This window comes from Paenibacillus apis (assembly GCF_018333295.1).
Classification (GTDB): Bacteria; Bacillota; Bacilli; order Paenibacillales; family Paenibacillaceae; genus Fontibacillus; species Fontibacillus antibioticophila.
Genome location: NZ_BORS01000001.1, coordinates 360,107 through 377,986 on the forward strand (window position 1 = coordinate 360,107; position 17,880 = coordinate 377,986).

Here is a 17,880-nt window from a genome sequence, read left to right on the forward strand (position 1 = left end):
CCGCGAATGTTGCGGACTCTCATTTATTCAGCAAACAAGGAGATGAGGTTCAATGAATTTTCAACAAATGATTTTGACCCTGCAGCAGTTCTGGGCCGAGCAAAATTGCATCGTCGTCCAGCCCTATGATGTGGAGAAGGGCGCAGGGACGCTGAACCCGATGACATTCCTGCGCTCCATCGGACCGGAGCCGTGGAATGTAGCTTATGTGGAGCCTTCCCGCCGTCCGGCGGACGGACGGTACGGCGAGAACCCGAACCGGCTGTACCAGCATCATCAGTTCCAGGTTATTCTGAAGCCTTCGCCGGACAACATCCAGGAAATCTATCTGGAGAGCTTGAAGCGACTTGGCATTAACCCGCTGGAGCATGATATCCGGTTCGTCGAAGATAACTGGGAGCATCCGGGACTTGGTGCCTGGGGACTCGGCTGGGAAGTATGGCTGGATGGTATGGAGATCACACAGTTCACTTATTTCCAGCAAGTCGGAGGAATCGAGACGAATCCGGTAGCCGTGGAAATTACCTATGGCATGGAGCGGCTGGCTTCTTACATCCAGGACAAGGAGAATGTATTCCATCTGGAGTGGGTGGATGGAACAAGCTATGGTGATGTATTCCATCAAGCCGAGTTTGAGCATTCCAAGTATACATTCGAGCTTTCCGATGTAAAGATGCTATTCACGTTATTTAACATGTATGAGCAGGAGGCGGCGAAAGCAATGGCCGAGCACCTGGTATATCCGGCATATGATTATGTGCTGAAATGCTCGCACACCTTCAATCTGCTTGATGCCCGGGGGGCTATCAGTGTGACTGAACGCACCGGTTATATTACAAGAGTCCGGAACCTTGCCCGTCAAGTAGCGGCTACGTATCTGGAGGAGCGCGAAAAGCTTGGATTCCCGATGCTGAACAAAGGAGGCGAAATCCATGGCTAAGGATTTATTGTTTGAGATTGGACTGGAAGAGATGCCTGCGCGCTTTATCCGTGCAGCTGTGGAGCAATTAAAGGAACGCACGAGCAAGTGGCTGGGAGATTCGGTCATTTCCTATGACAGCATTGACAGCTATGCGACGCCGCGCCGTCTTGCGGTATTGGTAAAGGGCGTAGCCGAGAAGCAGGAGGACGTTCATGAAGAAGTGAAGGGGCCTTCCCGTAAAATCGCATTGGATGAGAGCGGCAACTGGAGCAAGGCTGCTCTTGGATTTGCCCGCAGTCAGGGCGTGGACCCGGATCAATTCACCTTCCGCGAATTGTCGGGAACCGAATACATTTATGTCAGCAAGAGCCGTGAAGGTGTTGAGACGAAGTCCTTGCTGTCTGAAGGCTTATTAGGTATACTGCATGCCATGAATTTCCCTAAAAATATGCGTTGGGGCAGCTATGACTTCAAGTTTGTGCGCCCGATCCGCTGGATGGTTGCTTTGTTCGGCAGCGAGATTATTGATCTGGAGATTGCGGGAGTCAAATCCGGGAATGTCACCCGCGGGCACCGTTTCCTTGGTCAGGATACCGTCATTGCATCTCCTGGCGAATATGTGGAGGCGCTTCGCGCCCAGCATGTAATTGCTGACATCGAAGAACGGGAGGCAATGATTACTTCGCAAATTGCAGACCTTGCCAAAGAGCAAAGCTGGAATATCGCTGTAAAGGAAGATTTGCTGGAGGAAGTTCTGTTCCTGGTAGAAACACCGACCGTCCTGTTCGGGAAGTTCGAGGAATCGTTCCTGAATATTCCGCAGGAGGTGCTGATCACCTCCATGCGCGAGCATCAGCGCTACTTCCCGGTATTGAATACAGATGGAGCGCTGCTGCCCTTCTTCGTTACCGTTCGCAACGGAGACAACCGTTCCCTCGACCTTATCGCCCGCGGGAATGAGAAGGTTCTTCGCGCACGGCTGTCCGATGCGAAATTCTTCTATGAAGAGGATCAGAAGCTGGCGATCAAGGATGCCTTGTCCAAGCTGGAGAGCATCGTATTCCACGAGGAGCTGGGTACGGTAGGAGACAAGGTGCGCAGGATCCGCCGCAACAGCGAGAAGCTGACCGCATTGCTCGGCGCTGACAGCGGCACTGTAGAAGCCGTGAGTCGTACGGCTGAAATTTGTAAGTTCGACCTGGTTACCCAGATGGTCTATGAATTCCCGGAATTGCAAGGGGTGATGGGGGAAGACTACGCCCGCAAAGCCGGGGAGTCGGATGCTGTTGCCAGGGCGATCTTTGAGCATTATCAGCCCCGCTTTGCCGGAGATGACGTTCCCGCTTCGCAAGTCGGATCCATTGTCAGCATTGTCGATAAGCTGGACACGATTGCAGGCTGCTTCTCCATCGGGATTATCCCGACAGGCTCACAGGATCCTTACGGATTGCGCCGTCAAGCTGCAGGCATTGTTCAGATTATTCTGGAGCATCAGTTGGAGGTTCAGTTATCCCAACTGTTCGAGCTTGCGATTGAGACTCATGCCCATTTCCATGAGCTGAAGCGGAGTAAGGAAGAAATGATGAAGGATCTGCTGGAGTTCTTCGGCTTGCGCGTAAGAAAGACCCTTTCCGATCACTGCCGTTATGATGTGGTGGATGCTGTGATGGGGGCGGGCTATGATGACGTCGTCTCTGTCGTATCCCGGGGCAACGGATTGATGGAAGCTGTTGAACGTCCGGAGTTCAAGACCGTTTGCGAAGCCTTTGGACGTGTAAGCAACCTTGCCTCCAAAGCTTCCGCTGTTAAGGTGCGCTCTGACCTGCTCCATGATCCTGCGGAAGCCAAGCTTTATCAGAAGTTGACGGAGATCACACCTGAGTTCCGCCGCCAGCTTGAGGGCAAGGATGCTTCGGGGGCATTGACTTCGCTTTCTTCCTTGCAGGAAGCGATTAATGCTTTCTTTGACGGCGTTATGGTGATGACCGAGGATGAGCAAATCCGGATGAATCGGCTGGCACTGCTCTCGGCTATTGACCAGGAATTGAAGCAATTTGCCGACTTTGGCAAGCTTGTTTGGGCATAATAAGCACACGACTAAATGAAAGGGGGTCCCCGCATGTCTTCGAGAATTGTTGTTGACGGGGACTCTTGTCCTGTCAAAGCCGAAATTATTGAGATTGCCAGCCAGTTCGGCATTTCCGTACTGATGGTGTCGTCCTTCGACCATGTTCTGAAGGAGGCATCCGGTGTAGAGGTCGTTCAGGTTGACCGCAGTCAGCAAAGCGCCGATCTTTATATCGTCAATCATATCCGGCGCGGCGATGTTGTGGTGACCCAGGATTACGGTCTGGCCGCGCTTGTGCTAGCCAAGGCTTGCCAGGCGCTGTCTCCCCGGGGCGATATATTTCACCCGGGGAATATTGATTACTTGCTGGAACGAAGACATGCCCAGGCAAAGGCAAGACGGTCGGGCAAGCATTCCAGGGGTCCGCGCCCCTTTTCTGAAGAAGATCGGCAGCACTTTCGATCGAGCCTGATAAATCTTTTGCGGGATTTGCAGGAGAATGTACAATTTTAGCGAATTATAATTAAATGTGTTTTATGAAAGATGAAGGTGGTTAGATGAATACCGGGCGAGGCATTCCTGAGGAAGTCATCGAGGCCGTCCTGCGGCAGCATGATATTGTCGATACGGTCAGCAAGCACGTTCATTTAACAAAGCAAGGCAAGTATATGAAGGGGCTTTGTCCGTTTCACTCGGAGAAGACGCCTTCATTTACTGTTACGCCTGACAGGCAGATTTTTCACTGCTACGGGTGCGGCAAGGGCGGTAATGCGATCAAATTCCGGATGGAGCTCGAAGGGTTGACATTCCCGGAAGCCGTTCGGCTGATGGCGGATGAAGCTCATATTCCCTATGAGGCCGGAACGGGCGGTTCTGCCGGAGATTCTCCGCGGAATCTGGAGCTGGAGCAGCAGCTGCAAGCGCACGAATGGACAGCGAAGCTGTATCATTTCCTGCTGAAGAATACGGAGTATGGAAAGTCTGCAATGGACTATTTAAAGTCAAGAGGATTCAGCGAAAAGGCGATTGACACGTTCCAAATCGGCTATGCGCCTGCACGTTGGGATACGCTTGTTCAATTTTTGGAGAAGCGTTCTTTTAATCTTGATGTCATGGAGAAGGGCGGACTTTTGTCGTCCAAACAGGACGGCAGCGGCTACGTCGATCGATTCCGAGATCGGGTCATGTTTCCGCTCCATAATCGAAGCGGCAAAGTGATTGCTTTTGCAGGACGAGTTCTGGGAGAGGGTCAGCCGAAATATCTGAATTCATCCGAGAGCAAGCTGTTCAGCAAGAGCCGGACTTTATACAATCTTCATATGGCCAAGGGCGAAATACGAAAATCACGTCAATTTGTATTATTTGAGGGCTATGGAGATGTGATTAGTGCCTGGGAAGCCGGGGTGCATAACGGAGTAGCGACAATGGGCACGGCGCTGACCGAGAGTCATGCCGCCATGATGCGGGGATTGGCCGATGAGGTCATTGTCTGCTATGACGGAGATCAAGCCGGACAGGCAGCTGCGTTGAAGAGCATACCGATTTTGGAAGACGCGGGATTTCAGGTAAGAATTGCAATGCTGAGCGAAGGGCTCGATCCGGACGACTTTATTCGGAAATACGGAGCAGAGCGGTTTCATCGGAAAATTTTGGATGGAGCTGTTTCATCTGTAAAATTCAAGCTTATATATTTGAGAAAAAACCATATACTGCTAGAAGAAGACGGAAAGGTTGCCTACATCAAAGATGCGATGGAAGTAATTGCTCCCTTATCGTCACCAACCGAACGAGAGATTTACTTGAAGGAGTTGTCGGCTGAACTGCAGGTTTCCTTCGAAAGCCTGAAGCAGGAATGCAATGAGAAGCGCCAATCCATGCAAAAAAACAACTATGCAGGGGATAATAAGGGCAAAAGGTGGAATAATGGTAGGCATAAAACGGGGCAGGCTTCCATGCCGGAGCTGTTGCCTGCTTATCATGTTGCCGAACGCCGGCTTCTTGCATTTATGCTCCAGGATGATGAGGTAGCCCGTTATGTGGGTGACTCGCTTGGAGACCAATTTAACCTCGAAGATCATGCAGCCATTGCTGCTTATCTATACGCATACTATGCACAAGGCAAACCGCCGGATGCAAGCCGCTTTATTGCTTCGTTGCAGGATGAACGGCTTGAGCAATCCGTCATTGGAATCGCCATGATGGAGCTTCCTGCAGAATGGAGCACCCAGGAACTTGACGACTGTATCCGGGAAGTCAAGAAGGTGCCTCAGATGAAGCAAATCAGACGAAAGAAAGAAGAAATGGTATCGGCTGAAAAAGCCGGGGATTTTTTGCGTGCAGCACAAATAGCCAGTGAGATTATTGCCCTAGAGAGACAATAGACGTTGAACCGTGGTTAGTTTCTAGGGAGGAGGGAGCCAGAAATGACGAATGAACAACATACTGAACTAGAAACCGAATTAACACTGGAACAGGTCAAGGATCGTCTGATTGAGCAGGGCAAGAAGAGATCTTCTTTGACTTATAAAGAAATTATGGAGAAGCTGTCGCCATTTGAGCAGGATCCTGAACAGATGGACGAGTTCTATGAGCAGTTAGCTGATCTTGGCATTGATATTACTGGTGACAGCGATGAAGAGCTTGCGACTCGCCGCAATGATGATGAGCATGGAGAGCACGGGGAATTCGGCTTCGACGATGACTTGACACTTCCTCCCGGGATCAAAATTAATGATCCGGTCCGTATGTATTTGAAGGAAATCGGAAGAGTTCCCTTGTTATCCGGTGATGACGAGATGGAGCTTGCCAAACGGATCGAGAATGGCGACGAAGAAGCGAAGCGCCGTCTGGCCGAAGCAAATCTGCGGCTGGTTGTAAGCATCGCCAAGCGTTATGTAGGACGCGGCATGCTGTTCCTTGATCTGATTCAGGAAGGCAATATGGGCCTGATCAAAGCGGTTGAGAAATTTGACCACAAGAAAGGCTTCAAGTTCAGTACTTATGCCACTTGGTGGATTCGCCAGGCGATTACCCGCGCGATTGCCGACCAGGCAAGAACGATTCGGATTCCTGTGCATATGGTGGAGACCATTAATAAACTGATTCGGGTCTCCCGTCAATTGCTGCAGGAGCTTGGGCGTGAGCCTGCGCCTGAGGAGATCGCAGCCGAGATGGAATTAAGCGTTGAGAAAGTACGAGAAATTATGAAAATTGCCCAAGAGCCGGTCTCGCTGGAAACGCCGATTGGTGAAGAAGATGACTCCCATCTGGGTGATTTCATCGAAGATCAGGAAGCACTGGCCCCTGCCGATGCAGCGGCGTATGAGCTTCTCAAGGAACAGCTCGAAGATGTCCTGGATACGCTGACCGAGCGTGAAGAGAATGTGCTTCGACTGCGCTTCGGACTGGACGATGGACGTACCAGAACACTGGAAGAAGTCGGCAAAGTGTTTGGCGTCACCCGCGAGCGTATACGCCAAATCGAGGCGAAGGCCCTTCGGAAGCTGCGCCATCCGAGCCGGAGCAAACGGCTGAAGGACTTTCTGGAATAGTCCAAGGCACCCGACCTTCTGCTGATTCAGAGCAGCAAGGTCTTTTTTTTGATGAAAGAGGTTGTTCAAAAAGTAACTCTCTCAGAAGGAAGGTTATAATGTGAATCCGGATAAAAGAGACATCATTCTCCGAGAAATCGCTCATTGGCGGCGAAGCCGGTTGTTGCCCGAGCAGTATTGCGACTTTCTAGAGAACTTGTATCGGGATCATGACGAGCCGCCAGCTGCTGCCCGTCCGATGCTGTCGTTGGGCTCGTTCAGTCAAGGCAGCTGGAAGGCTTGGTTACTTTCTTTTGGAATTATTTCCTTCTTTTTCTTTATTTCTTTTTATTTTAGCCTTTTTGCCTGGCCATTGCAAATCGGAATTACGTTACTGGTTCCGGCTATCTGTTACGTCATCTCCGGATATTATCGTGAGCAGAGAGACCTGTTCTCGTTGGTGACAGCCGGTACGGGGAGCATTATCCTGCTTGGCCTCGGAAGCTGGATTCTTCTCCTGCAGGGGTGGAGCAGCGGTCTCGCCTTTATGGCCTTGATTTCGGGCTGTGGTCTGATCTGGCTATGCGCAGGAGCTATACTAAAGATAGGAATTCTGATGTATTGCGGTTTTGCGGCCTTCATACTTGTCTACGCTTTTATATTTGATTATTTGCACCCTGAGTATTCATGGATCTGGTTACAGGTCGTCTGGCTTCCGATCAGCATCATTATTTTCTGGTTGGTCTGGCTTGTTCATCAGCGCTCGGTTATGGTGTCCAGAGTGCTTTTCGCCCTGTCGGTGACCCTTTGGTTCATGCCGGAGGCGGATTATTTCCTGCTTCGGCAGCAACCGATTCAAGGAATGGGGCTATTTCTTTTATTAAAGATTGTGCTGGCCCTGGGCGTTTTGTTTGGATTACGAAAAAAATGGGTGGTGTGGATTTCTTCATGAAATTATCAGCAAGGTTGATACAGATTGCGGAACGGCTGCCAATGGGCTGTAAACTGGCCGATATTGGCTCGGATCATGCGCTTCTTCCGGTGTATGCTGTGAAGAATGGGCTTGCCTTGAGCGCTGTTGCCGGTGAGGTGAATGAGGGGCCGTTGAAGGCGGCGCAGCAGCAGGTAGCTCAAGCGGGCTTAACCTCTTCCATTGCTGTACGAAAAGGAGACGGGCTAGCGGTTGTCAGTCCTGGAGAGGTGGACACAATTACGATCGCAGGCATGGGAGGAGCATTAATCGCTTCGATTCTAGAAGCCGGTCAGGAGAAGCTTGCAGGGGTCCATACCCTTGTGCTTCAGCCGAATGTAGGCGAAGATTTAGTTCGGCGCTGGCTGCTTCGTCATGAATGGGCTTTAACCGAAGAGAGCATTCTGGAGGAGGACGGCAAGATTTATGAAATTCTGACGGCAAGACGTCTTTCTGACAGCGCAGGATTTAATGCCCAGCTGTATGCGCCCCGAGCACTGCCTGGCAGTGAAATGAAGCTAACGGAGGAGCTGCTGCTATTGCTCGGTCCTTGGTTGATTAAGGAGCCGAATGCAGTCTGGTTTGAAAAGTGGCACGGAGAAATCAAACAGCTGGAGCGGATTCGCAGCTCTGTGGCCTCCTCTTCGCATGAGGCGTCGAGGATCAAGGAGCAGGAGCTGGCAGAACTGGCCCGGCAGTTGAAGGAGGTAATGGAATGCTTGCAAAAGGACAAGCAGTAATTCAGTATATGGAGCAATTGGCTCCCAAGCATGTTGCGATGGAGGGCGACAAAATTGGTCTCCAGCTTGGCAGCCTGCAAAAGGATATCAAATGTGTGCTGACTGCATTGGATGTGAATGAGGCAGTAGTAGATGAGGCAATCAAGCTGGGTGCTGATTTGATTGTAGCGCACCATGCGATCATTTTCCGTCCCCTTGCGCAGTTGCAAACCGATACGCCGATGGGCAAGGTGTATGAGAAGCTGATCAAGCATGATATTGCTGTCTATATCGCTCATACAAACCTTGATGTTACAGACGGAGGAATGAATGACTGGATGGCTGAGGCGTTGGGGATTGAGCCTGGCGAAGCTCTGGAGGATATCCATACGGACCGGCTGCATAAGCTGGTCGTGTTTGTTCCGAAAGACCATCACCGTCAGGTGCTGGAGGCCATTCTCAATGCGGGAGCCGGAGCCATCGGGCAATACAGCCATTGCAGCTTCAATACGGAAGGTCAGGGAACCTTTATTCCCGGTGCGGAGACAGATCCCTACATTGGAACTCCAGGCAAGCTGGAGACCGTAGAGGAAATGAGGATTGAGACGATTGTTCCCGAGAGCCTGCAAAAAAGAGTGATTCAAGCCATGCTCAAAAGCCATCCCTATGAAGAGGTTGCTTATGACCTATACCCGATGGATTTGAAGGGAAGAACCTTTGGACTTGGACGTGTGGGGAAGCTGCGTGAACCGGCCACTCTTGGTGAATTCGTAGAACGAGTCAAAGAGAAGCTGGACGTGCCTTTCGTTCGTGTTGTCGGTGATCTGAATCGTCCGCTCCGTAAAGCCGCAGTAGTCGGAGGCTCTGGAGGGAAGTACTGGAAAGCGTCGATGTTCCGAGGGGCGGATGTGCTGGTGACGGGAGATATTGATTACCATACGGCACAGGATGCCCAGATGGCGGGGATCGCTTTGATCGACCCAGGTCATAATGCCGAGAAGATTATGAAGGCCAAGGTGGCGGAATGGCTTGAGCAAAAGCTGAGAGAGGGTAAGTACGAGACAAAGGTATTTGCTTCCGGCATAGATACGGAGCCCTTCCGCTTTATTTAATCATTACGACTTTTTCCTGCAGTTTCATACTTGTGATCTCGAGGAGATGCCTGTATACTAACATGTGTTGCTATTGAAAGTTTGACAGACAATCGCCGGCGGCCTTGTTGCCGCGGGAGGAAAGTCCGGGCTCCATAGGGCAGGGTGCTGGATAACGTCCAGTCGGCGCGAGCCGAAGGATAGTGCCACAGAAATGGACCGCCGATGGCCGCAAGCAATTGCGGATCAGGCAAGGATGGAACCGAGGTGTAAGAGACCCCGAGGAACGCTGGTGACTTCGTTCCTGGTAAACCCCATCTGGAGCAAGACCTAATGGGACGCAGCTTCCTTCGTGAAGCAGCCTTTGCCCGAGGCGCGTCCGGGTTGGTCGCTGGAGCCGTCCAGTAATGTACGGCCTAGATAGATGATTGTCACTCCAAGCGGGAGGGTTGTTCCCGTGATTACCGCCAAGAGTACAGAACCCGGCTTACGGCAAACTTTCTTCACTGCAACCACCTATATCATTAATGTTTTTTTATGAATGAAATGAGGCTATTCCCGAGAGATCCTGAATCCGACGGAATAGCCTCTTTTTCTTCAGCAGATTATTTGTGTTTGTCCAGAATCCGGTTAATCTTGCGCTGAACAGCCTGCGGCCAGAGCTGCAGCGCTGAATCCCCTGCTCCTGCAGCGGACAGTGCAGCATAGACATCGATCTGTCCATAGCCGTAATCCTTGTCGCGTCCTGTTGGGCCGAGATCGATCACATTGCTGCGGATCAGATCCATCACCTCGGTATTTCGCAGATCGGGATTGACGGAGCGGATCAGGGCGGCCAATGCGGTGACATGCGGACAGGCCATGGAGGTACCGGACAAAGCGGCATACTGATTGTCCGGGTAAGTGCTGGCAATGCTCTCGCCGGGAGCCATGACGTCAACATAATCGCCGTAATTGGAGAACGAAGCGCGCTGGAGCTGAAAGTCTGTAGCGGATACTGCCAATACTTCCGGATAAGCCGCCGGGTAGCCGGGCCGCTCGGTGTTGTCGTTTCCGGTAGCGGCAATCAGAACTACGTCCCGGTCAAAGGCGTACTTGACTGCTTCATGCAGAAATTGGGCATCCGCATAATTCCCCAGACTGAGATTGATTACCTTGGCTCCATGGTCGGTAGCCCAGATAATGCCCTCAGCCACAGAGTAGGATGTTCCCGCGCCGGTATTGTCAAGCGCTTTTACAGGCAAGATCTTGCCTCCCCACATCATGCCGGCAATGCCCTCGTTGTTATTGACATTCGCTGCGATAATTCCGGCGACATGCGTCCCATGGCCAACATCGTCATAGGGCTCCTCCTCCTGCTCGATGGCGTTATAGCCTTCCAGCAAGCGCCCGTTCAAATCGGGATGCTTCAGGTCCACTCCGGTATCGACCACGGCAACAATGACATTATCGCTCCCCTTGGACAGTTTCCAGGCACGATTAGTCTCTATAACCGGAAGATTCCATTGATATTCAGAGAATAATAAATCATTCGGAATTACCGGGGATTCATCAGTCAGATTCATGCTCAAGTTGTCATTTGTCATGTACAAGTAATGGGGCTCCACATAATTCGGCTTCCATTTCGTCTGGAAATAGTGTTTCAGCTGCTTCATATCCATCGTTTCAGAACGAAAAATGTAGGTGTTGGCAATCCGCTTTGGTTGGCCGCATTGCAGTTCTTGGGTCATTCTACTCAACTCTTCTGTTGAGGGGGGCTCCGCAAAGGTCACAACGATTTCATTTTCGTAATAGTGGCTTGCCTTTTCGTTGTCATGGCCTGTCTTGACGGTCATATCCTTGAGTGTATCGGCATGTATGGATTCCACCTTGTACTTCCCTTCCTTGGGATACGGAATCAGCCGCAGGTTCTTGTCTTGATGCTCTTCCACCCGTCTCAGGATCCCCATGTCCATAACAGCAATCATACCGGACTGTCCTTGACCGGACGGCTCGGCAACAACATAATACTTGGGGTGATCCTGAGGGAATGAAGGCGATTCGTAGGCTTGCTTCCGCTGGAGAGCCTTTCGGGCATACTGAAGATAGCCTCGCAGCTGCTTCTGCTCCTTCTGATCAAGCTTATAGGAAGCGGCCTTTGTTTCTCGCTCCTGGCCGTCCTTTACCCAGATGATCGACAAGAATTGACCGTGATCCTTCTGTAGCTCCCGGGCATAGGAAGGGGTTTCGCCGCTCTTACGGACTGCAGCATATTGTTCAGCCAACTGCCGGACATGACGTTTTGCATCCAGACGCGCCAAACGCTCGGTAGCTGTCATGTCACGCTGCTTCATCATTTGTTTCAGCTTGTGTTCCTGATGATTCCCAAGCTTCTTTGGCCCGGTTGTTGATGCGGTTTCGGGTTGTGAGGCGTTATTCGAATGTGAATTCTGCTGTGGATCAGATGCAAATGTATACAAGACAATGACTCCGGCGGCTAATAGCGCTAGCAGAGCCCAGCTTTTCCGCTTCATAGGTAAGGCCTCCTCAAGACTAGTCTGAACAGGCTTAGAATGAGGAAAACCGGAAGATTTTATTCTGAGATGCCGAAAGGCATCTTTTTTGTATTCATTTAACAGCAGCCGCTTCGCATATCAAACCGGCGGGACGGAAAAAATGTAGCTTGAGGTGATTATAAATGGCTAAAGAAGATAAGCCGATTGTAAAATGCAGCGTCTCCAACTGCACGTATTGGGGTGAGAAAAACTTATGCCAAGCGGACATGATCATGATCGACATTGACACTCATGCCTCCCGGGATTACAACGCGGAATTTGCAGGGGAATCGTTCGATACAGAGCATCAGGATATTGCCGAATCCTCATCAGCAACTTGCTGTCACACCTTTAAGCCTAAATCGTAATTTGCAAAAAGCAAGTGCATGATCCATTCTACAGGAGGTGCCAGTTATGGATAACTTAGGTCCGAATGATAACTCCAGAAAGTTTGATAATTCGAACAGTTCGGATAACTCATTAAAGAGCCGTACTGATTATCCACGAATGCCGCACGAGGAGCACAACGAGGAATATGCAGCCGAATTTGCTCCTACCCGAACGGCCTTTACGGAGACCGAACGGCAGGAAATCAATCCGGATAACGCAGGAGCTAAGGGAAGAGAAGCGGGGAAAACAGTGGGCTATATCGGCGTAGGCCTGGGCATCGCATCTTTGTTTATGTGGTCCATAATTCTAGGTCCGATTGCAGCCGTACTGGGCTTCTACGCATACAGCCAAGGCCGGAAGACTTCAGGCGCATGGGCGGCGGGACTAGGTATTGTAGCGACGCTCAGTTATTTCGTACTCATTCCGTTCACTCGGTAAACCGCATAGCCGATCTGCGAAAGGGCTGTCCCAACAGACTTGATCTGGCGGGAGGCCCTGTTTTGTTAGGGGCTGCACTGCAACAAGCATTCCGACTACGACATTTAGGCAGGAAAATGTGCAGCAGCAGAAAACAAGCAACCTTTACACGTTACCCCCGGAACGCAGAAACGTCAGCTGTTTTATACTGCTGCGCACTTGCACGATTTTTTGCCATTTTGAATGGAAACTGACTTACGGCTGGTCAAGCTGGTGGAACAAGTGTAAAATAAAGGCTATATTAGACTTTGTCCATAACAAGGTGGAGGAATTACCGTCATGCAAATTGATCCAAGAACCATGGTGCAGCTGATTCAGACACAGTCGAGAAGCGCTGTCGATTTCAGCAATACGGAGAGCCGCGCAAAAGCAGAAACCGACCGTTCGCTGTTTGATATATTATTGCAGGAGTTAATGAGAGCAGAAAGCGGCGATCCGGCAGGGCAAGAGGATATCTTGAGCAATGTTCCGTGGACCGCTGCAGATTTAAGCACGCTCTCTTCGGGCATGATGAACGATGACAACGCCTGGGAGGGCCTGTCCGGATTGGATACGGAGTCATTTGCGGCATTAAGCCAACTGCTTGCAGCCCGGTCAAGCACGAGTTCCTCAGCAACTGCCGGGGATCTGGAGCCGCTCATTACGCAAGCCGCACAAAAATATGGCGTATCTGCCAGCTTGATTAAAGCCGTTATTGAGACGGAGTCTTCCTTTAATCCTCAGGCAGTATCGTCTGCCGGGGCTAAGGGCTTGATGCAGCTGATGGATGGTACGGCCCAGGGACTTGGAGTAACAGATCCATTTGATCCGGCCCAAAATATCGACGCAGGCACCCGTTATCTGGCTGCTCAGATAAAGCGTTTCGGCGGAGATGAAAATACCGCTTTGGCTGCTTATAACGCAGGACCTGGACGCCTTGCCAAGCTCGGCATTTCCGGGGATTCGCAACTGATGGAGAAGCTGGAGCTGTTGCCGGGCGAGACCCAACGGTATATTGTAAAGATCGCCGCAGCTCGGGCTAAATATGAGGGCTGAGAATATGAAATATTTTGACCATGCCGCTGCAACCCCGCCTTATGAAGATGTAGTGCGAACTGTAGCAGAGGTGATGGCTGCTCATTATGGCAACCCCTCCTCCCTGCATAAGCTTGGCGAGGAGAGCGGAAGACTGCTTATAAAGGCACGGGAGGTATGCGCCGCCGCGCTTGGCGTAAAGCCCGGAGAAATTATATTTACCTCCGGAGCCACTGAGAGCAATAACCTGGCCGTAAAGGGAGCAGCAATGCGATATGCTGGCCGCGGCCGGCATTTGATTACGACCCAGGTCGAGCATCCTTCGGTATGGGAATGCTATGTTCAGTTAGAGAAGCAGGGCTGGGAGGTTACTTTTCTCCCCGTGGATAAAAACGGGCAAATCTCTGTGCAGGATGCGCTTGACGCCGTGCGCAAGGATACGGTTCTCCTGTCCGTGATGCACGTGAACAATGAAACAGGCTGCATCCAGCCCGTGGAAGAGCTTGGACGCAGACTTAAAAAGGAACATCCTCGCGTGATTTTCCATGTCGACGGTGTCCAGGGCTTTGGTAAAGTTCCGCTGTCTCTCATGGACAGCGGAATTGATTTGTATAGCCTTTCTGCGCATAAGCTAAGGGGACCGAGAGGGGCCGGACTGCTCATGGTGCGGGAAGGTCTTTCGCTTGTTCCGCTCATGTCGGGCGGCGGACAGGAGGATAGCCTGCGGCCGGGCACGGAGAATATCCCGGCCGTTGTCGGGATGGCAAAGGCGATCCGCCTTGCCAAGGAGGGTGAACAGCAACGCGCAGGCAAGCTAAATGCCCTGCGGAAGCAGCTGATTCAAGGCTTAGCTGCCTGGCCTGAGCTGATCGTTCATTCGGGCGAAGCTGCGGCTCCGCACATCGTACATTTCTCGTATCCTGGCATGAAGGCGGAGGCGTTCCTGCATATGCTGGAAGAGCAAGGATTTCTTGTCTCTACGAAGTCAGCCTGCTCTTCAAAGAAAGCCGAGCCCAGCCGGGTGCTTTTGGCAATGGGAGCCGGCAAGGCTGAGGCCGAGTCCGGCGTTCGCATCAGTCTTGCCGAGGAGCACGCAGCAGGTGATATTCAGGAGCTGCTCGCGGCGATCGGAAAGTCTGTGGACCGCGTGCGTAGATTAAAGGGAGAGAATTAAAACATGATAGCTTACGATATGCTTCTGCTCCGTTTTGGAGAGATAACGATAAAAGGGAAGAACCGCTCCCGTTTTGAAAAGGCAGCTCTGTCCCATGTCAAGGTGCTGCTTAAGAAGTATCCCGCAGTTAAGATCGTCAGGGAGTATGGCCGGATTTATGTCGAGTTAAACGGCGAATCCGCGCAGGAAATGATTTCGATCCTGAAGCATGTCTTCGGTGTAACCTCGATTAGCCCTGTAGTTGTCGTTCCTTCCAGGCTTGAGGATATCATCGAAGCGGCAAAGCTCTTTGTCCGCGACCTGCCGACAGATCGTCAGATGCGGTTCAAAGTGAGTGCCCGGCGAGTATGGAAGGAGTTCCCGCACGGCACCCAGGAAATGAATCGGCTGATCGGCAGTCCGGTTCTGCAGCTCTGCCCTCAATTGAAGGTAGACGTCCATAATCCTGAATTGGAATTGCGCGCGGAAATCCGGGAACAAGGCACCTACTTGTACTCTGAAGTGGTTCCGGCAGCCGGCGGCTTCCCGCTGGGCACAAATGGCAAAGGTTTATTGCTATTGTCCGGCGGCATCGACAGCCCGGTAGCGGGCTGGTCTGCCATGCGGCGGGGGCTGGAAATTGAATGCGTGCATTTTCATAGCTACCCCTTTACAAGTAAGAAGGCGGAGGAGAAGGTGATCGAGCTTGCCAAGGTCTTGTCCCGCTTTGCTTGCCAAATCAAGCTTCATCTAGTTCCCTTCACAGAGATTCAGACGGCGATTGCAGGAACGGGACAGGAAAACCTGACGATTACCCTGATGCGCCGATCCATGCTGCGGATTGCATCGCTGCTTGCGGAACGCAACGGAGCATTGGCTATCGTGACCGGGGATAGTCTGGGACAGGTGGCAAGCCAGACGCTTGCAAGCATGAATGTAATCGGCAGGGTAACCGACCTTCCGCTTTTGCGCCCGCTTGTCATGATCGATAAAGAGGAAATCATTAGCCAAGCAAGGGAGATCGGGACATATGACATTTCGATTCTGCCCTATGAGGATTGCTGCACGCTGTTCGTCCCCAAGTCACCGACTACAAATCCTAACTTGCGGGTCGTGGAGCGAATCGAAGCCGGTATTGCCGGATTGGAGAAGCTGATTGAAGCTGCGGTATCAGATACGGAGACCTTGATCATCCGTCCGGATGAAGAGGTAGTTCGGCAAAATGAAGAAGCTGCGGCAGTTTCGGATAACTGGTTCTAAGAGATCGATTCACCCATCGGCTCCATCAACCATCTCGGCGTTGAAGAGCCAATTTTCTGAATTGAATTTATGGAGCGCAGCTATAAAAAAAGATCAACCGGTTTGTTTGCGGTTGATCTTTTTTTGTTACCTTACCGGGTGGCCGGCCTTGAGCTTGAACCTCGTGCGGTCTCGGCTTCTTTCCGCCGCTTCTTTTGCCGCGCTTTTTTGAAATACCCTGCGACAAGAACAGCGGCGATTACGAGGGCGATGAACAAAATACGAAGGACGACATGCTCTTCAAAGAAGGGAAGGAAATGGGGCTCCTCGGTAATCATGTGGGACGCTGTATATGCCAGAACCGCTGCTCCGATATAGGCAATCCAAGGGAACCTGCCCAGGATTTTAATGAAAATGGTGCTGCCCCAAACAACAATCGGCACGCTGATCAGCAGACCGATTACGACGAGAATGGTATGCTGTCCCGAGGCGCCTGCAACAGCAATGACATTGTCGAGTCCCATAGCCGCATCTGCAATGACAATCGTTCGTACTGCCGGCCACAGCTTGTCCTTCGCTTCAATGGTATCATGATCCCCATCATCGGCCAGCACCTTATAGGCAATAAATATAAGCATCACCCCGCCTACGGCAAGCAGCCAAGGAATACCCAGCAGCCACACAACAACGAGCGTAGCCAGAATCCGGAGCACGACCGCACCGGCGGTCCCGTAAAGGATCGCTTTTTTCTGAACCGTGTGCGGGAGCTTGCGAGCGGCCATTCCGATTACGATCGCGTTGTCGCCGGCAAGAATCAGATCAATAAAGATGATGTTGAGTAAAGAAAACCAGAATGTTGCCTGAAATAAATCCAATTGATGTCACTTCCTTATTCGGTATATAGGTATTAAAAAACTAATGCCACCATTTGTCCAGCCTTTTATGATTGCCAGGCATAGCTTGGCCCTTCGTTTCATAATTATGATCGAGGGGGGATAAGCTTGGAGCAGCTCTTGCTATTGGTTGAGATACTGATAATTAATCTGGTGCTAAGCGGTGATAATGCGCTGGTCATTGCTATGGCAAGCAAGGATTTACCCTTGAAGCAGCGGAAGCGTGCTATATGGTGGGGAGCGTTGGGGGCCATCATGCTTCGATGCGCCCTCACCTGGATTGCCCTTGTTCTGCTGAAAATTCCATTTATCCAAGCTGCCGGAGGGCTCATGCTGGCCGGGATTGCTTTCAAACTGCTGATGCCTCACGACGAGGTGAGCGATGCACGCGAGGCGGGTACCTTGTGGAAGGCGATTCAGGTAATTCTTATAGCCGATTTCGTCATGAGTCTGGATAACGTTCTTGCGATAGCCGCATTGGCAAAAGGCGATGTAGCCGTTATTGTGATCGGTATTGCGCTCAGCATTCCAATCGTCATCTGGGGAAGTAATCTGATTGCGGCTTTACTGCACAAATTACCCCTGTTGAACTATGCGGGGGCCGGAATCCTCGCCTATACCGCAGGTGAAATGCTGATGAATGATCCGAAAATGGGCAAGCTGCTTGCTTCCTTACTGCCTTCACTTGCACAATTGCTTCCTTTCATCCTCGCAGTGTTGGTTATTATGTTCGGCTGGATTAGAAAATATAATATCGGACGACGCTGATCGCCCTCAAAAAATCATTCTCAAGGCATAGGTTGAGAGTGGTTTTTTGTGCTGTTTTCAGCTAAACTGAAGACAAAGGGAAATGTCGTTTTTTGATGCGGCCTGTCCCTCA

General features: G+C 51.3%; 16 protein-coding genes and 1 other RNA gene. 15 read left to right on the forward strand and 2 right to left on the reverse strand.

Features of this window, described 5'->3' with window-relative positions:
- Positions 1 to 52: 52 nt before the first annotated feature.
- From glyQ to rnpB, 9 genes are all read left to right on the forward strand, one after another.
- Positions 53 to 940 carry a glycine--tRNA ligase subunit alpha gene (gene glyQ, locus KI362_RS01535; RefSeq protein WP_044479321.1) on the forward strand — a complete coding sequence of 296 codons (888 nt, stop codon included), beginning with the start codon at positions 53 to 55 and terminating at the stop codon, positions 938 to 940.
- Positions 933 to 3,008, forward strand: a complete 2,076-nt coding sequence (gene glyS, locus KI362_RS01540) for a glycine--tRNA ligase subunit beta (RefSeq protein WP_301624355.1) — start codon at positions 933 to 935, stop codon at positions 3,006 to 3,008. The genes glyQ and glyS overlap by 8 nt, the downstream gene beginning before the upstream one ends.
- Positions 3,009 to 3,041: 33 nt before the next feature.
- The gene (locus tag KI362_RS01545; protein ID WP_044479319.1) at positions 3,042 to 3,503 is read left to right on the forward strand and encodes a YaiI/YqxD family protein; all 462 of its coding nucleotides are present in this window, start codon (positions 3,042 to 3,044) and stop codon (positions 3,501 to 3,503) included.
- Positions 3,504 to 3,547: 44 nt separating this feature from the next.
- Positions 3,548 to 5,371, forward strand: coding sequence for a DNA primase (gene dnaG / locus KI362_RS01550; protein ID WP_301624357.1), 1,824 nt, complete (start codon positions 3,548 to 3,550; stop codon positions 5,369 to 5,371).
- A gap of 42 nt (positions 5,372 to 5,413) precedes the next feature.
- On the forward strand, positions 5,414 to 6,541 hold the full coding sequence (gene rpoD / locus KI362_RS01555; protein WP_301624359.1) for an RNA polymerase sigma factor RpoD: 1,128 nt from the start codon (positions 5,414 to 5,416) through the stop codon (positions 6,539 to 6,541).
- Positions 6,542 to 6,641: 100 nt separating this feature from the next.
- Complete coding sequence (locus KI362_RS01560) at positions 6,642 to 7,472, forward strand: hypothetical protein (RefSeq protein ID WP_301624361.1); 831 nt, start codon at positions 6,642 to 6,644, stop codon at positions 7,470 to 7,472.
- On the forward strand, positions 7,469 to 8,230 hold the full coding sequence (locus KI362_RS01565) for a tRNA (adenine(22)-N(1))-methyltransferase (protein WP_301624363.1): 762 nt from the start codon (positions 7,469 to 7,471) through the stop codon (positions 8,228 to 8,230). The genes KI362_RS01560 and KI362_RS01565 overlap by 4 nt, the downstream gene beginning before the upstream one ends.
- On the forward strand, positions 8,206 to 9,321 hold the full coding sequence (locus KI362_RS01570) for a Nif3-like dinuclear metal center hexameric protein (protein WP_301624364.1): 1,116 nt from the start codon (positions 8,206 to 8,208) through the stop codon (positions 9,319 to 9,321). The genes KI362_RS01565 and KI362_RS01570 overlap by 25 nt, the downstream gene beginning before the upstream one ends.
- Positions 9,322 to 9,397: 76 nt before the next feature.
- Positions 9,398 to 9,805, forward strand: an RNA gene (gene rnpB, locus KI362_RS01575) — RNase P RNA component class A.
- 100 nt (positions 9,806 to 9,905) lie between these two features.
- Here rnpB and KI362_RS01580 read toward each other — a convergent pair.
- Entirely contained in the window at positions 9,906 to 11,813 is a 1,908-nt protein-coding gene (locus KI362_RS01580) for a S8 family peptidase (RefSeq protein WP_301624366.1), read from the reverse strand.
- A 164-nt stretch (positions 11,814 to 11,977) separates the two neighbouring features.
- On the opposite strand from KI362_RS01580, the gene KI362_RS01585 reads away from it, so the two are divergent.
- From KI362_RS01585 to thiI, 5 genes are all read left to right on the forward strand, one after another.
- Entirely contained in the window at positions 11,978 to 12,202 is a 225-nt protein-coding gene (locus tag KI362_RS01585; RefSeq protein ID WP_044479312.1) for a DUF1540 domain-containing protein, read from the forward strand.
- A 46-nt stretch (positions 12,203 to 12,248) separates the two neighbouring features.
- A complete protein-coding gene (locus KI362_RS01590) occupies positions 12,249 to 12,662 on the forward strand; it encodes a hypothetical protein (protein WP_301624368.1) in 414 nt (137 codons plus the stop codon).
- Positions 12,663 to 12,980: 318 nt separating this feature from the next.
- A complete protein-coding gene (locus KI362_RS01595) occupies positions 12,981 to 13,736 on the forward strand; it encodes a lytic transglycosylase domain-containing protein (protein ID WP_044479310.1) in 756 nt (251 codons plus the stop codon).
- Between the two features lie 4 nt (positions 13,737 to 13,740).
- Complete coding sequence (locus KI362_RS01600) at positions 13,741 to 14,889, forward strand: cysteine desulfurase family protein (protein ID WP_301624371.1); 1,149 nt, start codon at positions 13,741 to 13,743, stop codon at positions 14,887 to 14,889.
- 6 nt (positions 14,890 to 14,895) lie between these two features.
- Entirely contained in the window at positions 14,896 to 16,128 is a 1,233-nt protein-coding gene (thiI, locus tag KI362_RS01605) for a tRNA uracil 4-sulfurtransferase ThiI (RefSeq protein WP_301624646.1), read from the forward strand.
- Positions 16,129 to 16,259: 131 nt separating this feature from the next.
- Here the strand turns inward: thiI and KI362_RS01610 are convergent, their stop codons facing one another.
- The gene (locus tag KI362_RS01610) at positions 16,260 to 16,982 is read right to left on the reverse strand and encodes a TerC family protein (protein ID WP_301624373.1); all 723 of its coding nucleotides are present in this window, start codon (positions 16,980 to 16,982) and stop codon (positions 16,260 to 16,262) included.
- A 126-nt stretch (positions 16,983 to 17,108) separates the two neighbouring features.
- On the opposite strand from KI362_RS01610, the gene KI362_RS01615 reads away from it, so the two are divergent.
- Positions 17,109 to 17,768: a TerC family protein gene (locus tag KI362_RS01615; RefSeq protein WP_301624374.1), complete on the forward strand. Its 660-nt coding sequence runs from the start codon at positions 17,109 to 17,111 to the stop codon at positions 17,766 to 17,768.
- Positions 17,769 to 17,880 lie beyond the last annotated feature (112 nt).